The organism is Vibrio sp. 3-2(1), from assembly GCF_963887575.1.
Taxonomy (GTDB): Bacteria; Pseudomonadota; Gammaproteobacteria; order Enterobacterales; family Vibrionaceae; genus Vibrio; species Vibrio anguillarum.
In genome coordinates, this window is sequence record NZ_CAWPGB010000022.1 from 14,161 (window position 1) to 37,275 (window position 23,115).

Annotated in this window: 18 protein-coding genes; 5 read left to right on the top strand and 13 right to left on the bottom strand. The window is 43.9% G+C overall.

Annotated features, from left to right (window positions below; all coding sequences use genetic code 11):
- Window positions 1-68: 68 nt before the first annotated feature.
- From AACQ79_RS08390 to AACQ79_RS08400, 3 genes are all read right to left on the bottom strand, one after another.
- Window positions 69-929: a lipase secretion chaperone gene (locus AACQ79_RS08390; RefSeq protein WP_170898914.1), complete on the bottom strand. Its 861-nt coding sequence runs from the start codon at window positions 927-929 to the stop codon at window positions 69-71.
- Between the two features lie 84 nt (window positions 930-1,013).
- Window positions 1,014-1,955 (bottom strand): esterase/lipase family protein, encoded by a 942-nt coding sequence (locus AACQ79_RS08395; protein ID WP_170898915.1) that lies wholly within the window; start codon window positions 1,953-1,955, stop codon window positions 1,014-1,016.
- 266 nt (window positions 1,956-2,221) lie between these two features.
- Window positions 2,222-4,444 (bottom strand): leukocidin family pore-forming toxin, encoded by a 2,223-nt coding sequence (locus tag AACQ79_RS08400; protein ID WP_170898916.1) that lies wholly within the window; start codon window positions 4,442-4,444, stop codon window positions 2,222-2,224.
- 506 nt (window positions 4,445-4,950) lie between these two features.
- On the opposite strand from AACQ79_RS08400, the gene AACQ79_RS08405 reads away from it, so the two are divergent.
- The gene (locus AACQ79_RS08405; RefSeq protein WP_094123830.1) at window positions 4,951-6,201 is read left to right on the top strand and encodes an SGNH/GDSL hydrolase family protein; all 1,251 of its coding nucleotides are present in this window, start codon (window positions 4,951-4,953) and stop codon (window positions 6,199-6,201) included.
- A gap of 38 nt (window positions 6,202-6,239) precedes the next feature.
- On the opposite strand, the gene AACQ79_RS08410 is transcribed toward AACQ79_RS08405, so the two are convergent.
- Entirely contained in the window at window positions 6,240-6,695 is a 456-nt protein-coding gene (locus tag AACQ79_RS08410) for an Lrp/AsnC family transcriptional regulator (RefSeq protein WP_026027548.1), read from the bottom strand.
- Between the two features lie 149 nt (window positions 6,696-6,844).
- On the opposite strand from AACQ79_RS08410, the gene AACQ79_RS08415 reads away from it, so the two are divergent.
- Entirely contained in the window at window positions 6,845-7,798 is a 954-nt protein-coding gene (locus AACQ79_RS08415; RefSeq protein WP_170898917.1) for a DMT family transporter, read from the top strand.
- On the opposite strand, the gene yegD is transcribed toward AACQ79_RS08415, so the two are convergent.
- Both yegD and AACQ79_RS08425 read right to left on the bottom strand, forming a co-directional pair.
- Entirely contained in the window at window positions 7,789-9,141 is a 1,353-nt protein-coding gene (gene yegD / locus AACQ79_RS08420) for a molecular chaperone (protein WP_170898918.1), read from the bottom strand. The genes AACQ79_RS08415 and yegD overlap by 10 nt on opposite strands.
- A gap of 107 nt (window positions 9,142-9,248) precedes the next feature.
- The gene (locus AACQ79_RS08425) at window positions 9,249-9,506 is read right to left on the bottom strand and encodes a hypothetical protein (RefSeq protein ID WP_170898919.1); all 258 of its coding nucleotides are present in this window, start codon (window positions 9,504-9,506) and stop codon (window positions 9,249-9,251) included.
- A gap of 345 nt (window positions 9,507-9,851) precedes the next feature.
- Here AACQ79_RS08425 and emrD point away from each other — a divergent pair, with 345 nt between their 5' ends.
- Window positions 9,852-11,057, top strand: coding sequence for a multidrug efflux MFS transporter EmrD (gene emrD, locus AACQ79_RS08430; RefSeq protein ID WP_017043666.1), 1,206 nt, complete (start codon window positions 9,852-9,854; stop codon window positions 11,055-11,057).
- 99 nt (window positions 11,058-11,156) lie between these two features.
- Here the strand turns inward: emrD and AACQ79_RS08435 are convergent, their stop codons facing one another.
- The gene (locus tag AACQ79_RS08435; protein ID WP_170898920.1) at window positions 11,157-12,125 is read right to left on the bottom strand and encodes an ABC transporter substrate-binding protein; all 969 of its coding nucleotides are present in this window, start codon (window positions 12,123-12,125) and stop codon (window positions 11,157-11,159) included.
- Window positions 12,126-12,238: 113 nt separating this feature from the next.
- Between AACQ79_RS08435 and AACQ79_RS08440 the strand changes: the two genes are divergently transcribed.
- Window positions 12,239-14,209: a PAS domain-containing sensor histidine kinase gene (locus AACQ79_RS08440; RefSeq protein WP_212756365.1), complete on the top strand. Its 1,971-nt coding sequence runs from the start codon at window positions 12,239-12,241 to the stop codon at window positions 14,207-14,209.
- A gap of 22 nt (window positions 14,210-14,231) precedes the next feature.
- Here AACQ79_RS08440 and AACQ79_RS08445 read toward each other — a convergent pair whose 3' ends face one another.
- From AACQ79_RS08445 to AACQ79_RS08455, 3 genes are all read right to left on the bottom strand, one after another.
- Window positions 14,232-15,005, bottom strand: a complete 774-nt coding sequence (locus tag AACQ79_RS08445) for a transporter substrate-binding domain-containing protein (protein ID WP_017045093.1) — start codon at window positions 15,003-15,005, stop codon at window positions 14,232-14,234.
- A gap of 50 nt (window positions 15,006-15,055) precedes the next feature.
- Entirely contained in the window at window positions 15,056-16,603 is a 1,548-nt protein-coding gene (locus AACQ79_RS08450) for a DUF3369 domain-containing protein (protein WP_017048193.1), read from the bottom strand.
- 236 nt (window positions 16,604-16,839) lie between these two features.
- Window positions 16,840-17,682: an AraC family transcriptional regulator gene (locus tag AACQ79_RS08455; RefSeq protein WP_029388320.1), complete on the bottom strand. Its 843-nt coding sequence runs from the start codon at window positions 17,680-17,682 to the stop codon at window positions 16,840-16,842.
- 94 nt (window positions 17,683-17,776) lie between these two features.
- Here AACQ79_RS08455 and AACQ79_RS08460 point away from each other — a divergent pair, with 94 nt between their 5' ends.
- Window positions 17,777-19,171, top strand: a complete 1,395-nt coding sequence (locus tag AACQ79_RS08460; RefSeq protein ID WP_170898922.1) for an MATE family efflux transporter — start codon at window positions 17,777-17,779, stop codon at window positions 19,169-19,171.
- Between the two features lie 76 nt (window positions 19,172-19,247).
- On the opposite strand, the gene AACQ79_RS08465 is transcribed toward AACQ79_RS08460, so the two are convergent.
- The 3 genes from AACQ79_RS08465 to phhA all read right to left on the bottom strand — a co-directional run bounded on the left by AACQ79_RS08465 (window position 19,248) and on the right by phhA (window position 22,901).
- Window positions 19,248-21,572 (bottom strand): methyl-accepting chemotaxis protein, encoded by a 2,325-nt coding sequence (locus tag AACQ79_RS08465; RefSeq protein ID WP_170898923.1) that lies wholly within the window; start codon window positions 21,570-21,572, stop codon window positions 19,248-19,250.
- 212 nt (window positions 21,573-21,784) lie between these two features.
- The gene (locus AACQ79_RS08470; protein WP_017043156.1) at window positions 21,785-22,117 is read right to left on the bottom strand and encodes a 4a-hydroxytetrahydrobiopterin dehydratase; all 333 of its coding nucleotides are present in this window, start codon (window positions 22,115-22,117) and stop codon (window positions 21,785-21,787) included.
- A complete protein-coding gene (gene phhA, locus AACQ79_RS08475) occupies window positions 22,110-22,901 on the bottom strand; it encodes a phenylalanine 4-monooxygenase (protein WP_017045087.1) in 792 nt (263 codons plus the stop codon). The genes AACQ79_RS08470 and phhA overlap by 8 nt, the downstream gene beginning before the upstream one ends.
- Window positions 22,902-23,115: the final 214 nt, after the last annotated feature.

Consider the following 23,115-nt stretch of genomic DNA (forward strand, 5'->3'; position numbering starts at 1 on the left):
TATTCTATTTTCTCTTAGAGAACTTGAGCGCGGCTTCGGTCGCGCTCTTCTTTATTGGATAAACAGAATTAAAGCGATTGATCACGTAACCTTTCCAACGCCTCGACGCGTTTGAGTTGTTTGACCTCAAACGTTTGGGTACGCAGTTGCGTAATTTGCTGATTTTTTTCATCTTGGCTCAAGCGCGTATTTTCAAGCACCGCCGAACGCTGTTGTAGATAGTTTTCGAGATGCTGAGAAAACTGCTCTCGTTGTTCACTAAGCTGCGTTAACCGCTGTGCTCCTTGTTCGCCAACCAACTCGTTCCAAGCTAAGTATTGCTCTTGCGTGGACAAATGGCGACTCGCGTTGAGTGCTGGCAGTAATTGCGCATTGCGTTCACTACGCTGAATGTATTCTGGCTGCTGTGCTAATAACGTTTGCCACTGCAACTGCTCATCATATGAATCTACTGCTTGAGCTTTAATGCGCAGCTTTTCTAACGCTAAATTTCGTAACGCATTCTCTTCACCAAACAACATACTTTGCTGATCAACGTTAAAAAATTGACTTTGTATTTTCAGTAACTGCTGATTGATCTCAGCTAAGGTAGCAAGATCGAGATTGGCGATGGAAGCATTAGCCTCTAACTCAGCTAATGCTTGTTTGTATTGGATAAACTGTTCAAAAAGCATTGGATCGATCACCACGCCCTCATCCTGCTCAGCATGCTGGGCAATGCGCAGCTCAACCTCAGGTAATGAACTCTCTCCTAATGTAGAGATAAAATAGTGAATTAAATCAAGACTCGATGCGCTGTCTATCTGCGTATCTTGTTGAGATGGCGTTTGTAACGCGCTCTGCGGTAATACTGACTTTTGCAGAAAAAGCACCGCACCGATGCTCCCCAAGATGATCACGATAAAACCAAATAGTGCGGGCTTTTTCATAGCCAATCCTTATAAAGTTTGATGTTACAAAACTTGAAGTTATAAACCTCGAAACTATCAACCTCGAGACTATCAACCTCGAAGTTATAAACCTTGAAGCTTCAATCGATTAGCGTGCTGACGATACAAGGTAACAGGGTCAGTTTCAAAAAGGTGGTGTATCCCAAGCAAGCCGTTGATTTCATCTAAGTGGTTCATTTGGTAATCATCGCGGATCACCTTACCCAAGTGAGTACTACATACGCTGACTAAACCATCATTAGGGCCATTAAAGGCAAGTCCAGTCAACATCATCGCAGCATCAGTTGGGTCAAGGAGGTTGGTAAAGGTCGCAGATCCTGTCCACGAATAGTAATAAACACCATTGTCAGCCAGTAATTCACCATCACCACATTCACTGCTTGGAACGCCTTCTGGGTAGTGTTGATTAAACGCTAGCGAACCTTGGGTAGTTAAGGCTTCTAAGGAGGCTAAAGGATCTTGATCTAGGTTACTTCCCCCAGAAAGCAGGCCAACCAAACCCGCCAATCCTTGCGCCATTTTGACAGCAATCGCTTCAGAAATGGAGCCCTCTTTAATGTGCCCACGCACTAAATCTGCCACGATTGAGCCTTTATTCACGCCACCAATGCTAGTCACGGACGCCACAAGATCGGGCCGAACTGATGCAACATAGCGAGCCGTTGGTCCGCCATGACTATGGCCAATCAGGTTAACTTTTTGAGCGCCCGTGGCAGCTAAAAGTGACTCCACTTGTTGCAATAGTTGTTCACCTCGCCGCTCAGAACTGTGAGTCGCGGAGACTTGAGCCACGTAGACCTTTGCGCCATCTTTCGTCAGTGATTGCGGAATGCCGTAGAAATAATCGACTTCGGCCAGCGTATCAAAACCAAATAAGCCATGAACTAACACAATAGGATACTGGGTTTGGGTATAGCCTGTCTTACTTAACGCCACCGTGCTGGTTGCCGCCAGCGCCGTGGTACTCAGCAGACAAAAAGCAGCAATAATAATCGTTCTTTTCAAAGTAAATTCCTTCTTATTGTAGTGCCTGGTTTAGGCGCGGCATACATTTAACCTACCGTTACCACACCAGAGATTAGACCTCTTAGGAGCACCCTAACTGTAGAAGAAAAGCACTTTATTTCATGTCATCTTGCCGGCTTCGTGAATGAATCGAAAAAAACAACAGATAAAATTAACATTAAATTAACAAAAAAGAGCACTCGCTTTTTAGCCAACTAGGCCAAAAGCATGAGTGCTCTTTACTACGAAACGATGAAGGGATCGCGCTATTTTAAAATAAATTGAATACCATCGGCTAACCAACCTTCAGACCACACCTTGACTTGCCGAATTGCCGATCCGGCTGGCAGCTCAAACACTTCATCGTGGGTACTGATTGCGTAGTCTTTTGACCCCACTACTTTGGTTGAACCATCATCAAGCTTAAAAGTCATACGGAGTAAATGGTTACCACCGTACTTGAACTCACCCGAAGTAACGGTTATTTGCGTCACGCGTTTCAGATCAATTTCAGTCAAACTACCACTTTCACCGCCTTGCATCGCATTGGCTTGCGTGCCAATTGCATCAATCGCAGCGCCATGGCGAATATACAGTGTCCCCGATTGACCAACATCTTGTAAGGCCAATGAACCCGATGTAAACCCAAATACGGCCGATTCACTATCTGAATGAAATACGTTGGTGTAAGCGGTAATGGTGCGCACACTTACCTGATCATTGCCATCAGCATACAAACCTAACTCACCGCTGGTTTTATCATGACCAAGTAGCTCATGAGAGAAAACATTACTCAGCTTATCGCTGTTTTCTATCCATTCCCAACGCTGACTTAAACTCGAACTACAGGTTTGTAATTGACCCAGTGATTGTCCATCCAAACATTGATGGATATCGTTTGCACTCACATAACGACCTAACTGATCATAAATAAAAGATTGTGAGTTTTTGGTTTCATCACAGCTTGAGGCAGAGAGCGCGCCATTATCAGCCACATCAACGCAACGATTATTAAAGCTGCCCAATTGCAAATTCACTGGACGGCCGCCCGTGAATACTGGGTGCTCCCAATCGACAGTAAAGCTAGCACTTTTGCTCACTCTGCGGCGCGTCGTATTTTCAAAACCATGGTAGGACTGATGCGCACCTACAACATAATAATGCTTATAAGCACCGTTATAAATGGGACGAATATTGACCGAAGAATCAATGGTAAATTCCGTTGTCCCTGTTGCATTAGGAGCGGCTTTATAGATCACATCCATTTTTGGTACAAAGCTCGCGTAACCAATCGGGTTAATGCGGTTGGTATCCACAGGATAAGTATTGACCCACAGCGCATCCGTTGAACGATTTAACATCGATTCGGCAGTCGCGTATTGGCTACGATTCCATTTAAAGCTGACGTTTTGTGCATTATTGGTGCTACGTTCAACACGATAATCATGCGTTTTAAAGGTTAACCAACGGCTTTGGTTGTAGCTGGCATTGGCTTCTAGCTTGCCTTTAGGTCCATCAGCACTAACCTCGACACCACCACTCACTCCTAGCTGGAAGCCGGATACCTCTTTGACTTCATATTCGGCATTGAGATTTTCTCTCGGGAACGTTTTTAAGATCTGCGCTTTGTTGTTCGAAGAGTTAAATACAAATTGGTAGTCTTGGGCGATGGCATCGGTCGACCAGTCTCGGAAATAAGCATCTAATGTCGTGTAATCAGCACCTGATTGACGATAATCAAGACGGTCATTGAGATGGATCCCCGCACCCGTTGTATCATCATCTAAGCTGATGCGAACAATTTTCGCGTCCGGTGTCGCAGAGCCAATGGTGCCATATTGTAATGAACGCTCTAAATTAACTCTATAGATCAAAGAGATATTCGGGTTATCGCAAAACACTCGCGTACCTCGATCCCAAAGATGTGAGTTATTAAACGTACATTCATTATCAGTAATAGGCCGATTGACATTCAAATAAAACGCGACGTGTGGCAAAGAGTTCGTTTCCGAACCACTATTTGACACCATACTGGCCGTACTACGGCGCTGACGAGAATGGGCAATTGGGGCGGCTTCCAGTAGACGAATGTTGGCATCATTCTCGTCATCTAACGGTGTGAACAACAATTCTCCTTTGTGTTCACTGATGATCAAAAAGTCACTGGCAAACGCTAAGCCCAGTTTTTTCCTGAGCAATGCTTTCGCCTCTGTCTTTTGCGACTCACCTTCAATCGTACTGAAATCGACAAAATAGCGCATATGTTGGTTCAGTACATCGTCACGCATCTGCATTAGTGTCGGGGGCTCAACCTCTCCTTGTAACCAATAGCTCGCATTGAAGTAATTGATTTGGCTGTCATCCTGAAGCTCACTGAACATTTCAATGGCCAAACCTTGCGGCTGATTCACGTCAGCTTGAGCGGTGTTCCATACCAAGCCTGACATAATGGCAATAGCGCTAAGTGCTTTTCTTCTGTTTATTGACATATAAACCTCGTAAGCATTTTTATTGTTATCACGGTATTTAAAAGAAAATGAATACCCATTTTTTATTTTTTCAGACCACAAAATAAAAGAACATTGGTTTTTTGGCACCTTTGTGGCGAATTATTAATAGATCTTAAAATAACAAACACAAAGAAAAATGATTTTTAATGTGGCTTAAAATCACAATAAAACTGTTTAATTTTTACACATATTGACTGATTATAATTTTATTGATATTTTTATTAAACTACTGAGATTTAACATTAGGACAAATTAATAAAGTAAAACCTTATTGTTATTTATCTAAATTAGGATTCATAAAAACCCTTTCGTATTTTCTTCACTGACAGTTCATTGTTTGATCTTAATACCAAATAATGCTCAACATAGTCGTTTATTGATTGACGCTTAACACCATAAACCCAAAATAGGTCTGACCAGTTTGTTAATTTCACTTTCGCACTTATTCTTTAGTAGATACGTGCCTAAACCAATAAGAAAAAAATATGAAACTAATGACGTTATTGATGACCGCAATATTACCACTCTCCATGGCGATTGCAGAAAATACGGATACCACCTCAGAACCAGTTACCGCTTATGGCGTAATGAATACGCAAAATAAGCAAACCTACACTTATGTACGCTGTTGGTATCGGCCCGCTGGCAATCATGATGACCCAGCAACAGATTGGGAGTGGGCATTGGATGAACAAGGAAATGACTACACCATTAGTGGTTACTGGTGGTCATCTGTGCGCTTTAAAAATATGTTTTATACTGACACCTCACAATATGAAATAAAGCAGCGTTGTGAAGAGACGCTCGGCGTCAGTCACGATTCTGCAGATATTACTTATTTCGCAGCAGACAATAGGTTCTCATACAATCATTCGATCTGGACTAACGATAAACAAAATGCCAAACCCGTCATTAATAAAATGGTGACCATAGGTGACAGCCTTTCGGATACAGGAAATATATTCAATGCGTCACAATGGAAATTTCCCAATCCTAACTCTTGGTTTTTAGGACACTTTTCCAATGGTTTGGTGTGGACAGAGTATTTAGCAAAAATGTACAATTTACCTGTATATAACTGGGCGATTGGCGGTGCCGCAGGGCGTAATCAATATATCGCGCTGACAGGTGTGAACGATCAAGTCAGCTCTTATCTAAATTACATGACAATGGCCAAAAACTACCAGCCAGAAAATACGCTCTTTACCCTTGAATTTGGCTTGAATGACTTTATGAATTACAACCGTGAAGTATATGAAGTCAAAGCAGATTTTAGCAGCGCGATGATTCGTCTTGTGGATTCAGGGGCCAAAAATATTATTCTACTCACCCTACCCGATGCAACCAAAGCCCCGCAATTTAAATATTCAACAGCAGAAGAGATAGCGAAAGTCAGCGCTAAGATCACCACTTTCAATGCGTTTATTCAGCAACAAGCACTGTATTATCAGATGCAAGGGGTAAATATCATCCTGTTTGATGCTCATAGCTTGTTTGAAAACCTCACAGCCAATCCACAGCAATACGGCTTTGAAAATGCGACCGATGCATGCCTCAACATCAATCGCAATTCAGCTTTAGATTACTTATACCGTCATAGCTTAACCAATGATTGCGCTTACCATAGCTCTGACAAATACGTATTTTGGGGCGTCACGCACCCTACCACGGCCATCCATCAATTGATTGCCAACGAAATCAGTAAAAACTCTCTCGCGTCATTTCAATTTGAATAAGCACGTCTGACCCTGAAGACAGCACGCAAGTGCTGTCTCTAAACCCAAATAGGCATCGCGGTAGCGGCTTTCACTTGACGCATGGCGAGGTGGGTATGCATATCTTTTACATTGTTGAGCCGCTGTAACTGACGCGTAAATGCTTCGTACCCTGATAAATTGGCACTAACGACTTCCAGCAAGTAATCATACGCACCTGAAACCACATGGCAGCTGATCACCTCCTCCATCTCTTTGATTGCCTCTTCAAAACTATCAATGGAAGCGGCTTGATGATTATTCAGGCTAACTTCAACAAAAACCGTCATACCAACTCCGACAGCTTGCCGGCTTAAGCGAGCTTGATAGCCATCAATGATCCCGCTCTCCTCTAATCGTTTCAAGCGTCTTGCGCAGGGAGAAGGTGATAATCCAACCTTTTCTGCAAGCTCTGCGGTGCTTAAGCGTCCCTCTGTTTGTAATAAGGTCAACATGCGGCGGTCTATTCTATCCATTACTCGATCCTTGATGAAATCCACTAACATTTTGCTAATTTATAGCGGATAAGTGCTAAACCATCTAGCAATAAGGGTGAACTTGCCGGATAAAAGTAAGCCGAACCATAGATAATGGTGAGAAACCATCCATTGATGTGAATGAAATTATGATTTATGGCTACCTCGCGATAGGCACCACACTGTTATTATGGTCCGGCTTTTTCCTCTCTTTAAAGGCAGGGGCGAGCGGCCTATTAACCCCTGCGGATATTGCATTAACGCGCTTTTTACTGCCCGCTTTGTTGCTCTCTCCATTGGTTTGGAGAACTCGACATCAATTGCAAAATGTACCTATGCGTTACTTAATTGGTCTATTTATTGGCTGTGGATTGCCCTATTTACTAGTGACAAGCCATGCGATGCACTACGTTCCGGTTTCTGATGGTAGCGCGCTTGTTCCGGGCGTGCTGCCGCTGTTTGTCTCGGGTATCGCGGTGTTGCTGTTTAAACAGCCGTTAAGTCGCCATCGAATAGCTGGGCTGACTTTAGTGGTGGCAGGGGTTGGTATTTTCCTCTATTCAAGTGCCACTGATTTTGAGTCAAACCGTTTGACCGGACATTTGATGTTTTTAACCGGCAGCCTGATGTGGGCAGTGTTTACGATTTGTGCGCGGGTAGCGAATTTGCATGCGCTCGTCAGCGCGGGATGGGTTGCTTTACTTTCTACTATTTTATTGGCCGTTCTAATCGCTTTAGGCATCGTCGATAGCTACTTAGCCACACACTCTTTTGCACACTGGCCGTGGAAAGAACTGGCGGGACACACACTGCTACAAGGTGTCGGGGCGGGGCTCATTGCAGCATTTACCTATTTATGTGCAGTTTCAACACTCGGCGCAGAACGCTCCGCTGCCTTTGGCTCTGCAACACCAGTCGTGGCAACCTTGTTGGCGATTCCCGTTTTTGGTGAGATGCCAACGCCTTTGACTTGGATCGGATTAGGGTTGATAAGCTTAGGTAGCTTGGTTGCCAGTAATGTTTTAATGAAACACGATCATTCGCAACATTACCGGCCCCCAACGCATCAAAAACGAAGCGCTAAGCGCTCATATCAGCGATAGCAAATCTCAGCCCAACGAGCCAAACCAGCAGTCACTGAACCAAAGTAGTTACCGCTGACAACGGGTACGTGGGGCAGTTGCTGCTCTACCGCTTGGCGTAATATTGGAGAACGAGCAGATCCGCCCGTCATAAAGATAACATCCGGCTTTACGCCACCTTGTTCAACCGCTTCTTTGACCAATTCCACCATTTTCGCTTTAGGGGATTCAATGGCGTCGATCATTTGCTCACGCTCAATTTGCACTTCGATCTGCTCAGAAAGAAGATCGAGCACCACCTGACATTGCGTAAGATCAGATAGAGCAATTTTTGCCTCTTCTGCACGGCGTACAATTTGATAGCCGAGCGTTTCAAAATAGACTTTCAGCAAACGCGCCAACTTTTCTGGTTGCTGCGCCTCTTTGTGTAGCAATTTTAATGCTGCCAAGTTTTGCTGAGCATAGAAGTCACGTTGCGCTTCCACGTTGTTAATTGCAATCGGGTTCCAAAACTGCGTGATCGGCATATCAATGCCAGAAATGGCTTTACTTCCTAATCCAAAAGAAGACATCAACTGTTTGAAAGCAATATAGATATCAAGATCATTGCCTCCGACCCGTTGGCCACTATGCGCAAACAAACTCGCGGTGCGGTCGTCACGCCCTCGCCAACTCGGCCCCATTTTTAGCAATGAACAGTCGGTGGTTCCACCACCGATATCAACCACCAGTACGGTTTGATCTTGCACCAGAGTCGCTTCATATTCTAAGCCCGCCGCAACGGGTTCAAACTGAAAACTGATGTGCTGAAAACCGGCGCGTTTCGCCGCACGTTGTAAAATAGATTCCGCTTGTCGGTTGGCCTCTTCACCACCTCGGCCATGAAAGTTAATAGGACGACCAATCACAGTATCTTGGATGGTGCGCTGAAGGTGCAGCTCTGCATTGTGCTTAATATTGACCATCATGGCGCACACCAAGTCTTCGAAAAAACTGACCTGCACATCACGTAAACCTGCCGCGCCTAGAAATGATTTAGGGGATTTAACGTAATAAATATCGCGCGGATCCTGCAGATAGAGATCGAGCGCCGCTTGGCCAAAGGCAATGTCTTGCGCGGCAAGTTCAATACTCTCTTCTCTATTCACATTGATCGCGCGGCGAAGTACTTGCTCACCAATTTTATCGCTTGGCGTAATATTGTGATGACGGAACAGATGCTCAGAAATGGACTCTCGCGTCGGGGCACATATTGTCGAAGGAATGTAGTGGCTTTTACCTTCTATGGGTAACAATGTTGGTTGCCCATCTTGCATCATTGCGACAGAACAGTTCGCCGTTCCATAGTCAAAACCAATAAACATCGCTACCTCCTAGCATCAGAAAAAGGCCGGCGATCCTACCTTATGATTTTCACAAATACTATCCCCAAGCTACTTGGACTGTCTGGTGAGAAAAGACATGGATTGGTTTACACAAGCCAAGAGACGAAAAAAGACAGCAGCAGGCAGCCCAAATAAGCCATTTTAATCACCTTGATATGTCGATAGTGGATAAGACAAGGTGACAAGATAAACAACGGGATCAGGACAAAAATGGGGTTCATACTGAATAGCCAGCTTAACAATACAACAGAAAGTGCATAGTAGAAGAGCCACGAATTTGGAACCGACAACTTTTTGCCAAGTCCCACTATAAATAATAATGCAGCAAGTAAAGGTAACATCATTAATCACACCTTTATGATATTAATTCTCATTTGCATCAAATATTAGTCACTGTTCAGCGTAAAAGCAATAGAAAAACTAGGTACATTATCAGACACCAAGAACCATACTCAACACAGGCATTGGAACCGTCTTTCATTTCTCTTTACCCACCCAAATAATGATTAGTTTTTCTAATTCAAATCATAGATTTTTATCTTGCTCAACTTCACACTTTTAGATTGATAAAAGCGCCTATCCTCACTAATATCTCGCGCCGAAAGAGCGATACTTTTAACGCTGGCCATTAGTTTCATTATTCATATTAATTATATTTCGTAGTTGCACCATTGTGCAGGAGATAGACCATGTCCGCATCGTTTCCGTTAGTGAAACTCACATTTTTAATTGCGATTTTGACCGCTGTCGGTCAAATGACACAAACGATGTACGTCCCGTCGATTGGCCATATGGCGGGAGAATTTTTAGTTTCTCCTGCATCACTGCAGGCGGTCATGGCATGTTATTTAATCCCTTATGGACTATCACAATTTGTCTATGGTCCATTGTCAGACCGTCTAGGACGCAAACCGATTATTATCGCTGGGTTGCTGATTTATATTGTAGGATCGCTACTCGCATTATTTGCTCATCAATACGATTGGTTTTTGGTCGGTAGTTTTATTCAAGGGCTTGGCATTGGGTGTGGTGGCGCAATGTCTCGAACCCTTACTCGAGACTGTTTTTCAGGAGCAGAATTGCATAAGGCCAATAGCCTTATCAGCATGTGCGTTATTTTTTCGCCACTCATTGCTCCTGTTCTTGGTGGGTACTTAACAGAAAGTTTTGGCTGGCGCTCTAGTTACTTATTTTTATCCCTATTCGCGATTGCCGTGGTGATCACTATGATGACGAGTATGGTAGAAACATTGCCTAAAGCGGCTCGCAGACACGAATCGGTTGCAAACAGCTATCGCTATGTGCTGAGTGACAAACGTTTCCAAGGGTATTTAATTTGTCTCGTGGCGACTTTCTCTGGCGTCGCGGTGTTTGAAGCCGCTGCAGGTGTATTACTTGGTGGCGTTTTGCAACTGCCTGCCACCACCGTCAGCTTATTGTTTGTCTTACCGATCCCTGGTTATTTAGTTGGTGCGGCGCTATCGAGTGTTATTGCGTTGAACTTCAACGAAAAAAGCGCCTTGTATGTGGGCTTGGTAGCGATAGCATTAGGTTCATTGGTGGTGTTTGTTCCTGGAGTGTTGGGGCAAACCAGCGCATTGACCCTAATTGGTGGTGCCACTGTCTATTTTCTCGGTGCAGGCATTCTCTTTCCCGCAGCGACCACTGGAGCGTTAACACCACTGCCTTACCATGCAGGAACAGGAGGTGCTGTGTTAGGCGGTATGCAAAACCTTGGGGCTGGTTTAGCTACCCTTTTAGCGTCGGCTATTCCAGCTCATGACCAGATGCCACTTGGCGCATTGATGCTGTTGATGTCTGTGTTTGCTGTGGTTGGTTTGATTCGTGTTTACAGTAAACATGATCCATCAAATGAAATGCCATTGGCTGTTTAATAAACTGTAATGAAGAAAAAGCAGACAGGTCACCGCCTCTCTGCTTTTTTATTTTAGACGTAATGCTGAATTCGACAATTCAATACAGTCCCATCAAAGTCAGTCAATCTTCATCCATCCTTCCGGTACGCTTAACCCCCAGCGTGACATTTCGCCCTGATGATAAATAGCACGCCCTTGCTGGCCGATTTGGATAGGAATGCGGCTTGCGTCTTCATTATTATTTAAAATACGTAACACCGTTTTGCCCGCCATTTCGCCTTGATCACGACCCGCTAACACAACACCTCCAGCCGCTTTGCCCGCACCGATCGAAAAATCCCAAAAACCAAATAAAGGAACCTCTGTATGTTGGTTTGTCCACGTTAATATAGTATCCGCTGGCACATTATTTTCGCTCTCATCGACCAAGGTTTGGTAAAGCCCCACGACTATAGCGCCAAATCCTTGCTCTTTAGCTGTGCTTATTCTTGTCTGCCATTCTTTCTCTGTCGCCACCGAAGCTATCTCTGTCGCAATGCCTAAATTCTTTTCAATCATACTCGCTTGGGTTTGCATAAATTCCAACGCAATACTCGCCGTACTACCCGAATCAAATAACACCAATACTTTACGCTTATCTTTATCGAGCATCCGGCCAATTTCTCCCATGGTTTTCACATAGAGGGGGCGCTCTAAAATACCAGTCACTTTGGCTTGCCCTTGGTATTGAGCCATGAATTTTCGTGGGTTGGAATTAATCCCCAGAAACACGATTGAGATTGGCTCGTTGTAGAGTTTCGGCAGCATATAAACCAACGCATTGTCGTCACCTAAAACCACCACCTGTGGTTTCAGTTGCTGATATCGGCTAAAGGCTTGTTCGGCGATTTGTGAATAACGGCTCGCTGGTACCCGTTTGGTGTCCATCTCAAAGGTATGCAGTTCATGCGCAGGCGTTAACGACTGCTTAAGGGCGGATACATAGCTAGCGTCCCATTCATAACCTTGCTCGTAGCTCTCTATTAAGAGTACTTTTCCCGCCATAACGGGCACACTTATAAAACATAATATCCATACCCAACGCATGAACTGCCTCCAATGATTCGGCTATTTTTTTATAGTGTAGTCAATAAGATGTTATTCACACTTCCCATGTGACATCTATACTCAAATTATCACTCAAAAAAATGAGAAGCAGGATGAACAAAAGCCGAACATTTAATGAAAGCATTGATAACCCACTATCGAGTCGTATTGGTCGCAGGATCATTTTTTTCCTTGTCATTTTAAGTGGTGCTGTCACCCTGATGACAACGTTAGCACAAACATATTTCGACTATGACAGAGAGTTCGATGATGTGGCTCAGCGTCATCACGAAATAGAATTCGTTCATGCCGAACTGCTTGCCGCTTCTTTATGGAATTATGATCTCGTGACGCTTCAACAGCGCTTAGATGGCTTAGTGAACTTGCCTAAAATTGATTATTTGGAAATCACGTCTGGCGGTTATCAATTCAGTGCCGGAGAAAAAGTGATGGAGCAATTAGTCGCACACCGTTATCCCATGCTTTATATCAACCCAAAAACGGAAGCCAAAGAGCAGATTGGTGAGATCTACGTTGAGTCTAATGCTCAAGAAATCTACAACTACTTAATCAAGCAGTTTCTACTGATATTGGTCGTGAACGCGATTAAGACTGCCTTTATTTGTTACGCTATTTTGATGATTTTCCATGAGAGCGTAAATCGACGAGTCTTCGCCATTGCTCAATACTTACGCAAATACAACCCTCGCCATCCCCCAAAACCACTAAAACTTCCTCATAAGAAATGGATTATGGGGCATAACGATGAACTCACTTGGCTGGCCGATGAGACCAATAAAATTACCGGAAATGTAACTACGTTGTACAGTAATATAAAACTTGAACAAGAACGATTAGCCGATTTTACGGACGTCTCATCCGACTGGTTATGGGAGACGGATAGTACTGACAGGTTGATTTACACTTCCGAACCCATGCGTCAAGCTTTAGAGATCAGTGAAAATAGCAAGCCACTACTTTCAGAGATTGACTCACTGCGAGATATGAAAAAATTACTCCAATCCATTACTAAACACTGCTCGTTTTCAATGTGTGAAGAGACAATTATCATCAATGATTGTAAGCACTATTTGATGTTTCAAGCAGTAGCACGATATGAGAAGGATATGTTTCTCGGGTTACGGGGCACAGCCATTAATATTACCGAGCTAAAACTGGCGCAGCTTGAACTACAAAAACTCAACCAAAACTTAGAGCGCCAAGTCGCCAAGCGAACCTGCGATCTGGAAAACAGTATTGAGCAACTAAAAGCCACGCAAACACAGTTGATTGAATCTGAGAAATTAGCGGCTTTAGGTGGTTTAGTTGCAGGGGTGGCGCATGAAGTCAACACGCCATTAGGTATCGCGGTGACCGCAAGTTCGGTAATCATTGAGGTAACACAAGAGCTAAATAGCGCCTTCGCCAACCAAACGCTCACAAGTCAGCAGTTTTCTGAATTGATGCAGAGAATGAATGAAACCAATACGATGCTTGAAAGCAACTTAAATCGTGCTGCCAAACTGATCCGAGACTTTAAACAAACAGCGGTCGATCAGGTATCTGAGAGTCGTAGTCAATTCTCAATCCACCAAGTATTAAGCGCGCTTATCGCCAGTCTTCATCCCGAGACCAGGAAAATCCCTGTTACCCCCGTACTTGAGGGCGATGGAGGACTAACCATGAACAGCTTACCTGGAGTATTGACTCAAATAGTCTCTAATCTAGTGATGAATAGCGTCAACCACGCTTTTAGTGATGAGCAAAACCCCATCATAACCATTGCGTTCAAACAGGAAGGAGAAAATATCCTCTTAGAATATAAAGATAATGGCTGTGGCGTCGAACCAAAACTGCACCATAAAATCTTTGAACCCTTTTTTACCAGCAAAAGAGGCCGTGGCGGATCAGGGCTTGGCTTGAATCTTGTCTTTAATCTAGCGACTCAAAAATTACAAGGAAAACTAGATTTTAGTTCTAATGTTGGCCAAGGTGTTCATTACGTTTTTACTCTCCCTAAGGCCCTTGAACTTGTTAATGATGATGCTGCAATAAATGATGCAGTAATAATAAACAGAAAGTAATAATAGATAGAAAGTAAGAGGGTCAAGGTTGCCAATCATCGTAAGGACGGTGAATAGCATCATAGAGTATTTTCAACTCTCCACTTTCCTCTAGTTGAGAGAGTATTCGCGTTAAGTATTGATCAACCTCATCGCCTTTAGAGCCGTGAGCAATGACAAATACATCCTTGAAATCGGCAAAGTGTTGGCGTGAAACATTCTCTAAACCTAAACTTTTCAGCGCAATATCCGCTTCTTCTTGTGCCCAGACAAATCCATCAATACGTCCAGCGGCTACTTTAAGTAGTGAAGCATTGATGCTATTTGAGCGCGCAACTTCAAAAGGTATATAGCTAGGAACGGCCTCAACGTAGTATTTATCAGGCTGGCTCCAAAGCTGTTCTGACGTGATTCGATTGGCTTTATTTGTATAAAGAACATGTGCCACTAAACCGAACGACTTCGTACTAAAACGAAATGGTAACTTTCCTTCAGGATCATCAACATAAATCGCGGGTAAGGCAAAGTCAGCTTGCTTATTAACGACCCCATGTACAGCTCGATGCAAAGGGAAAACTTCAATATGGATCTCTGTATCAGGGTCGACCTTATCCATGTACCTCACTAATTCGACAAATGGCCCCGAACCATCCGCATTAATCAGTCCAGGGAGTTCACCAAGGTGTGCGACCATTTGTTTAGGTTCATTAAGTTTGGGATTTGAAGGATCAATTTGTGCTTGTACAAAAGGAATCTGAACGATGGCTAAGCTAGACGTACACAAGCCAACAATCGTCTTTAATTGGTTGCTTTTCACTCTATCCTACTCCCTGAAAACGGATTTATTTTTCGGTTCCAAAAAAGATTCTAGTCTGGAAACTGTTCACGAATAGTGATGAAATCATCCCAATGCGCCAGCATCAGATCGACCAACATCGGATCAAAATGTTTTCCTTTTTGCGCGACAATTTCTTGTTTGATTGTCTCTTCCGGCCAAGCATCTTTATAACTGCGTTTAGAACCAAGAGCATCAAACACATCAGCTAATGCTGTGATTCTGCCACTGATAGGAATGCCTTCACCGGCTAATTGGTTTGGGTAACCGCTTCCATCCCATTTTTCATGGTGAGAACCGGCAATCTCTTTCGCTTTGATAATTAAACTGCGTTTTGAACGACTTAAAATATCAACACCGTATTCAACGTGTTTTTGCATGATCGCCCATTCTTGAGCGTCCAATTTCCCTGGTTTATGAAGAATACTATCAGGGATCGCCACTTTGCCTACATCGTGCAGGGGTGACGCATTTTTAATCATATAAATATCCTGCTCAGGTAGGGTCATTAATGTGGCTAATTTTTCACAGATCAGAGAAACACGCTGTACGTGAGCCCCTGTTTCTTTGCTTCTGGCTTCGACGGCATTGGCTAAGTTATAAACAAGCTCCCTCGATGTTTCGCGTAAATCAAGCTGTAAATTTAAGTTTTCAAAAGTTAACCCTATGTTATACATATAGATTTCAAGCAAACGTTCGTCATTTTCAGATAAGCGCTCAAGCAAATTAATATAGAGTAAATTTTCTACACCACGACTGTCTGTCATATAAAGTACAGAGGCATCATCGTAGCTATGAGACATTTTGCTTTGCAGTGCAAGCTGGCAGCGCTTAGCCACTTCCGAAGGTAAGCGCGAGAAATCACAGTCAGAATAAAAATCGACAAATCCTCCAATAGCCGCCAACGTTAAAGCACACGAACCTTCGCCTTCAGATTTAGGCTGAACGATACAATAAAATGCCGATGCATGGAGTTTAAGTAAAGAAGTGAGCTGGCTCAGTACCGATTCAGCATAGGTTTGTAAGGTTGTGGTATTTTGTACCTTCGCTGAGGCTTCAATCACGCGTTTAAGCCCCTCTTTTTGCTCTTCTATCAAACAAAGATCCCGATAAGATCGCAACATCGAATAGAGCAGGGTTCTGAGTTTTTGTGTGGTAAGTTCTGTTTTCTCTTTATAGTCATCAATTTCATACTCTTGGATGACCGTATCTTCGGGGGCTTGCCCTGCTTGCCCGGTACGTAATACCAAACGAATGATTCTATTCTTACACTCTTCACGGATATGCCTAACTAAATCTAACCCCGCGTGTTCCGTCTCCATAACTACATCAACGAGCGCTAAAGCTATATCGGGCTGAGTATTCAGCACTTCTCTGGCTTCAAGACCAGACATAGCAGACAGTAGCTCTAGTGGCCGTCCTTGAAATGAAAACCCTCTTAGCGCTAAACGAGTGATCTGGTGCATCTGCTCATCATCATCGACTAGCAGTACTCGCCATGGTTTATTTTCAACACTAAGTTCATGACTCTCCTGGCTCTTTGGTTGAGCCTCTTGTCGAAAATCCGCAAACAGATCCATCGCTTATCTCTCTATATTGACAATATTCCTACTCTTATAGGTTTAGCACATAACCGTTTTGTTGGTGGTTAGAATCTAATTAATGTGATGAATAAATTGATTTTTACAAGCCATATACTCAATGATATTGATATTTCAATCACCTTCATAAGCCGTGCTCGAGGTGCAATAATTTCATCGCGTTTAGTCGATAAAAAGTTTATGAATGAAGAGTGCCATTTACCAATACCGTGGAATTAATCATTTCGTTTTTTACGAAATTCTCGTGGTGTGCAATGGCTCCATACCTTAAAACGAGTACTAAAGTTTGCTGGGTTAGGATAGCCGACAATGTCACCGACATGTTGGATTGACCAGTCGGTAGAAACAAGCAAACGAGCGGCGTACTCCATACGCATTCGCGTTAAGTGGGCTTTAGGACTGTGGCCAAAGTGCTGCTGACATAAACGATGTAAATGAGCTTGCGAGCAAGGAAATAATGCGGCGAGATTTTCTATTGTCCAATCTTTATGCAGCTGGCTCTGGACTCGCTGAAAGACGCGATTTAAACGCAACGAAGTACGCGAGAGCGGTAGTTCAATCGGTGCTCGGAGCATGATTTCTATCTGTTCAACAATGCGTTGCCCGACCTGCTCACCAAGCTCAGCAGGCAATATTAAGGTTCGCAGTAGCGCTTGAATACTCGCATACATGACCGCAGCGATAGGCGTTAATGTGTAATGTATTTCTTCTTTTACGGTGTTTTTCCAATGACGCTGTGGTGCAAGAAAGATCCACACCACTTGCCACTCTTCTTCTTCAATTCCAAAACCATTTTCGACACCCGCTGGTACCACAATTAATGAGCTCGGTTCCAGTAAGTAACGGTCAGTTCCACTCGTTAGCCAACCTTTTCCCTTCACCGTGTATAACAGCATATGCACGCTCTGATTTTTCCGATAAACAGAAAACATTTCGCGGCAGGTTGCAATTCCGCATTGCACAATGCCGCTTTGCTCCAATGCTAAAACGCGACTTTGGTCAATAAACTCTTGATGTGTTTTATCTGAGATGGAATACCGTTCTTGCTTATCTGACATATGAGAGTTTGGCAAAAGTTATAGAGGTATTGAGAGAATACAAAAATTACGATTCGATTTACACTTGCCGCATATCAAAATGAGGTAATGCACCATGTTTATGACTCCCTTTCATCAGCTAGACCGTCAATTTTGGCGCAAATTGATCGATATTGGTGTACCAGTATCCCTCCAGTCAATGCTGTTTTCACTGTTAGGTGTAGTAGATATTTTTATGGTCAGCCAATTAGGTGAATCCGCTACGGCGGCCGTTGGTGTTGGCAACCGAATATTTTTCTTTAATCTCATCGTTATTGTTGGTGCTAGCGGTGCAGTAAGCGTGTTAGCTTCGCAATATTTTGGTGCAGGTAACATCGAGGGCATAAAACGGACATTGGCTCAATCTTGGATAGTGGCTCTGCTGTTTACACTCCCCTTTATGCTGCTCTATTTGTGGATACCTCAGTCTGTTGTTTCTTTAGTGGCCAATGATGCTCAATACGTCACACTAGCCACGGATTATTTATGGATCACAGCACTTAGCTTATTTTGTACCGCATTAGTAGTGCCACTAGAGAGCGCACTACGTTCTGTCGGCGTGGCAAAGTTGCCAACTCAAGTAAGTATTCTGGCCATCATTATTAACGCTGTCTTAAACGCTTTACTCATCTTTGGCCTGTTCGGCTTTCCAGAATTGGGGGTTGTGGGTGCAGCGATTGGCACAAGCATCTCACGCGGCTGTCAAACCATGCTTCTTTTTTGGCAAGTAAAGCGACATTACGCTCATCTATTGCCCAATCGCGAAAACTGGCAGCAAGCAAAAATGAAACACCATAGACAGCGCTATTTTAAAGTCGCAAGGCCAATGATTATTCACGATTCAGCATGGGCGGCTGGCATTTTGATTTACAACGTTATTGTCGGCCAGTTGGGCGTTTCTGAACTTGCGATTATCTCACTGCTTTCCCCCATTGAAAGTGTACTCATTTCCGCCTTTCTTGGATTTGCCGTGGCCGCCTCTATCTTGCTTGGACATGAAATTGGTGCACAGCGTTACGAACGTGCCGCGCAGACTTCTTGGTGGTATGTACTTACTAGCTGCGGGCTGGCGTTGCTGCTGGCATTGTTCTGCTTTTTGGCTGAACCTTGGATTTACGCTTTGATCAAAAAAAGTCCACTGCATGATACACAAATGGCCGTGAATGTTTGCTTAGTAATGGCGTTTGGGATGGTACTACGGGTATTTAATATGGTCGGTATCGGTGGCGTGTTAAAAAGTGGCGGCGATATTAACTACAGTATTTTCATTGACTTATTTGGCCAATGGGCGATTGGCATTCCGTTGGCTTATTACACAGGGTTGGTTCTTGGCTGGCCTTTGCATTGGGTTATGATGGTTATTATGCTTGAAGAGGCCGTCAAAATTATCCTTACAACACAACGGATCTATTCCAAACGTTGGATCAATAACTTGGTCAACGAGACAGAGCCTTCAACGCTCCAAGCATAGTTAAACTGAGTATAACTCTATGCTTGGAGCGAACGTAACCAACACAGTTGCTGATTAAGTAGGAAATGTCTTAGCGTTACGCCTTATATTTGAACTGAGCAATCTCACTATTTAGTGTCTCTGCTTGCCCAGAAAGGTCGGTAAGCACCCCATCAACATCATTCACCTGCCCAGAAACCGACAGTGAAGCATCGGCAATCGAAGTAATACTGCTGCTGATTTCATCCGTTACTGATTTTTGCTCTTCTGTCGCGGCAGCAATTTGCACATTCATGTCATTCAGTTCGGTTAACATCGACATGATTTGAGCAAGCATATCCGTATTCAAATGGCAGGTTTCAACACCTTTCACCACGGTTTTATTGGCCTTTTCAATTCCCTGCGACACACTGTTTATTTCATGTTGTAGCGAATCGATTTTTTTACGGATCTCTTCAATCGAAGTCTGCGTGCGCCCTGCTAATGATCGCACTTCATCGGCAACGACCGCAAAACCACGACCCTGCTCGCCAGCACGTGCTGCTTCAATCGCCGCATTAAGGGCCAGTAAGTTGGTCTGCTCGGCGATACCTTGGATAACATCAAGCACTTCAGCAATAGAATTACTTTCACTATGGAGCCGCTCAATAGCTTCCACCGCCATCTTCATCTCATCGCTCAACAAACTGATTTCATTTCCCAACGCTTCCCCGACGTCGACACTTTGTGACCCTGTATCATTAGCTGATTTCACATAATCGGCAGCTCGGCTAGCAAACTGCGCTACCTCGCCAATTGAAGCACTCATTTGATTTACCGCCGCCGCGACCGATTCTGTTCTCATACTCTGCTCGGCAACAGCGCCTCGCGTGCTCTCCATATTGGAAGACATACGATGAGTGCTGCCGTTGAGTGACTTCGTCGCCCGCGCAAACTGCTCAATGGTTTTCTGTAAGCTGCTAAATAGCTGGTTAAAGGCAACCGCAACTTCCGCCATTTCATCTTTACCCTTTTCACTTAAACGCGCGGTTAAATCATTCTCCTGATTAATCCGATGCAGCTCTAACGACGCACTGCGGATAGGTTTGGATATACCACTTCCCACGATGTAAGAAATAAAGAGTGAAAGCACCACAAGAACAGCAATACTAATAAACACCGTCTGCAATACTGAACGCTCTAAAGTCGAGACATCTTGCAACGCCTCAGATTGATCGATTTCAGTTAATATAGCCCATTTTTGTCCTAAAACATCCAGAGGTGCGTAAGCCGAAAGTACTTCAACATTACGATAGTCTTTGATGGTTTCTAGGCCTTGTCCACCCGCCAATGCCTGTCGTACCGCGTCGGTCTTGATGCGTTGACGTCCAATGGCCGAACCCTTGGTTTTGATTTGCTCAATGGTGGCAGGCTCAACACCAATATCAGTTAAGGTTTGAAAGTATTGCTCAGAATCTTCTAATAAAAACCGTGATTGACTGCGCAATAAACCATCTTGCCCCACAAGGTAAGTTTCTCCACTTTTACCGAGCCCCGCATCAGCCCAGCTACCGCCAAATGTCATGATGTTGTTGATCACATCGATCGGCATCTGAAAGATCAGCGTGCCTACCCGCTGCTGTTCTTTGAAAATTGGGGCCGAAATAAACGAAGCCGCTGCCTCATAGGAAGGATAATAAGGTGCAAAATCTTCGAGGTAGGATTGCCCCTCTTGCAAGTTTTTTGCCTTAGCAAATGCATGGCCTAGCCCCGAATTTTGATATGCGCCAGTTGATAAATTGGTCGCAAAATCCAGTTCTTTAAACACGGTATAAACCACGTTGCCTGACAAATCGACAAGGAAAATATCGTAATAGCCAAACGCTTCTAAAAATCGCCTAAATGAGGCGTGATAACGCCGGTGAGCTTCATCATAGCTGCTGCCCAATGAATCAAAATCCAAGTGATGTTTGGATCCAAGCTCGTTAGGGTTTACGCCGATGTAGCGAGCCTGCAGTGCTTTTCCCTGCTCTGAAAGCTGTGCAAATGCACCAAGTTCATTTGGCTGACTGCCATTGTTTTCCTGACGGTAAGTACGACCAAACTGATCACGATAATACCGTTCTAGCGCATCCATATCTTGGGGCGTTATACGGTGGGCAGGATAACGAGAGAACGAACGAGTAAAAGAATCCATTGCTTCTTGAGTCGATACCTCGGAAGACAAGGTCTCAATTTGCAGACGGATCTGTTTGAAATAGTTAGTTATTTCACTCTTTTTGATTTCGCGTACGGAGGTAAGTTGATTTGCGGCTCGGTCATAAAGTGCTTGGCTTGAGAGCTCTGATGCTCGCCACCCAACAAAACCACCGCTGATTACCACGCCAACTGAACACAAGATAGTACATGCCGCAATGATTTTCGTTGATATTTTCATAGTCAAACCCTACGCATAGAAATGAACAACTTTTTGTAAAGCCATCGTCGCCCCCAGCCACTGGGTTTATATGAAATTTGTATTATGAGCTTTTCAAAGTGTAGGTCACGGTTTGGCTTTTGCATAAAAAAACGACCTGATATACACAATGAAGGAAAAATAAGTATCAGGTCGTGTATTGAAACTAGAACATTGATAGAACATTGATAGTAGGAAGTTTAGTCGATTAACCCATCACATTTTGCGGCGCAGATAAAATCGTTTTTGTGCAGTCCTTTGATGGAATGGCTCCACCAGGTCACGGTCACTTTGCCCCACTCTAATAACAAACTGGGGTGGTGGAATTCCGCTTCAGCCAATTGAGCAACTTGGTTAGAAAATGCCCACGCCAACTTGAAGTTTTTGAACACATACACTTTTTCCAACTGGGGGATGTCATCACGTACAACAATAGACCACCCCTCAAGCTCAGTGAGTAGTTGCTGCTGCTCGGGGATCGATAATGCTCGCGCATCAAGGCTACAAGCTTCACAACGTAATTCTTCAAGCATGGGTCTCTTCCTTGGGTTGAAATAAGGGGGCCAACAAGCCTGCCTGCATGGCACTTTCTACCTGCTGTACAAGATTTTCTTGGCTCAAATGGTACAGATCTCGTAGATCATCCAACACATAATAAATGGGTTGCATGATATCAATACGATATGGCGTTCTCAGCACTTGTTGGATGTCAAATTTTTCACGTATGGCCGTTTGATTATCAAGGCTATACACGGTTTCAGCGGGGGAGGATAAAATACCTCCGCCATAGATTTTTACACCGTCACTTTCTTGCACTAAACCAAATTCGACCGTAAACCAATAGAGCCGCGCCAAATAAGCTCTCTGTTTTGGGCTCGCGTTAGCCCCAAGCTTGCCGTAAACCTGAGTAAATGATGCAAAATCAGGATGAGTAAGCATCGCGCAATGACCAAAAATCTCATGAAAAAAATCCGGTTCTTGCAAATAGTCAAACTCTTCACGGCTACGCAAAAACGTGGCAACTGGAAATTTTTTCTCTGCCAACAAGGCGAAAAATCGATCAAAATTGATTAAAGCGGGCACTGGCTCGACTTGCCATCCGGTTTCACGTTGCAAAATACGGTTGATATCGGGCAACTGAGGAACCTGATCTTTAGAGAGTTGCAGCATCGCTAACCCATCCAAATAGGCTTGGCATGCTCGCTGCTCAACGACGGTTTCTTGACGTGCGATCAGATCATACCAAATCCGATCCTCTTCGTTACTCCAGTCAATGAAACCTTTGCTATTTAATGGCTTAGAATGATACTGCGTCATACCACAACCTTTTAACAAATCGATTACATTAAGCCTATCGCCTCGTGAAAAGTCTGCCAATCTTAGGCTCGACATCTGACGACGCTCACGCGTAACAAATATTTTACATTTATAGTTTTTTTACTTAGATATCAGGGATATGATTATGGCCAACCCGTTTGACTTTACGGCGTTCGCCGACAACACTAAACAGTGCCAACAGATCAGAAAATAA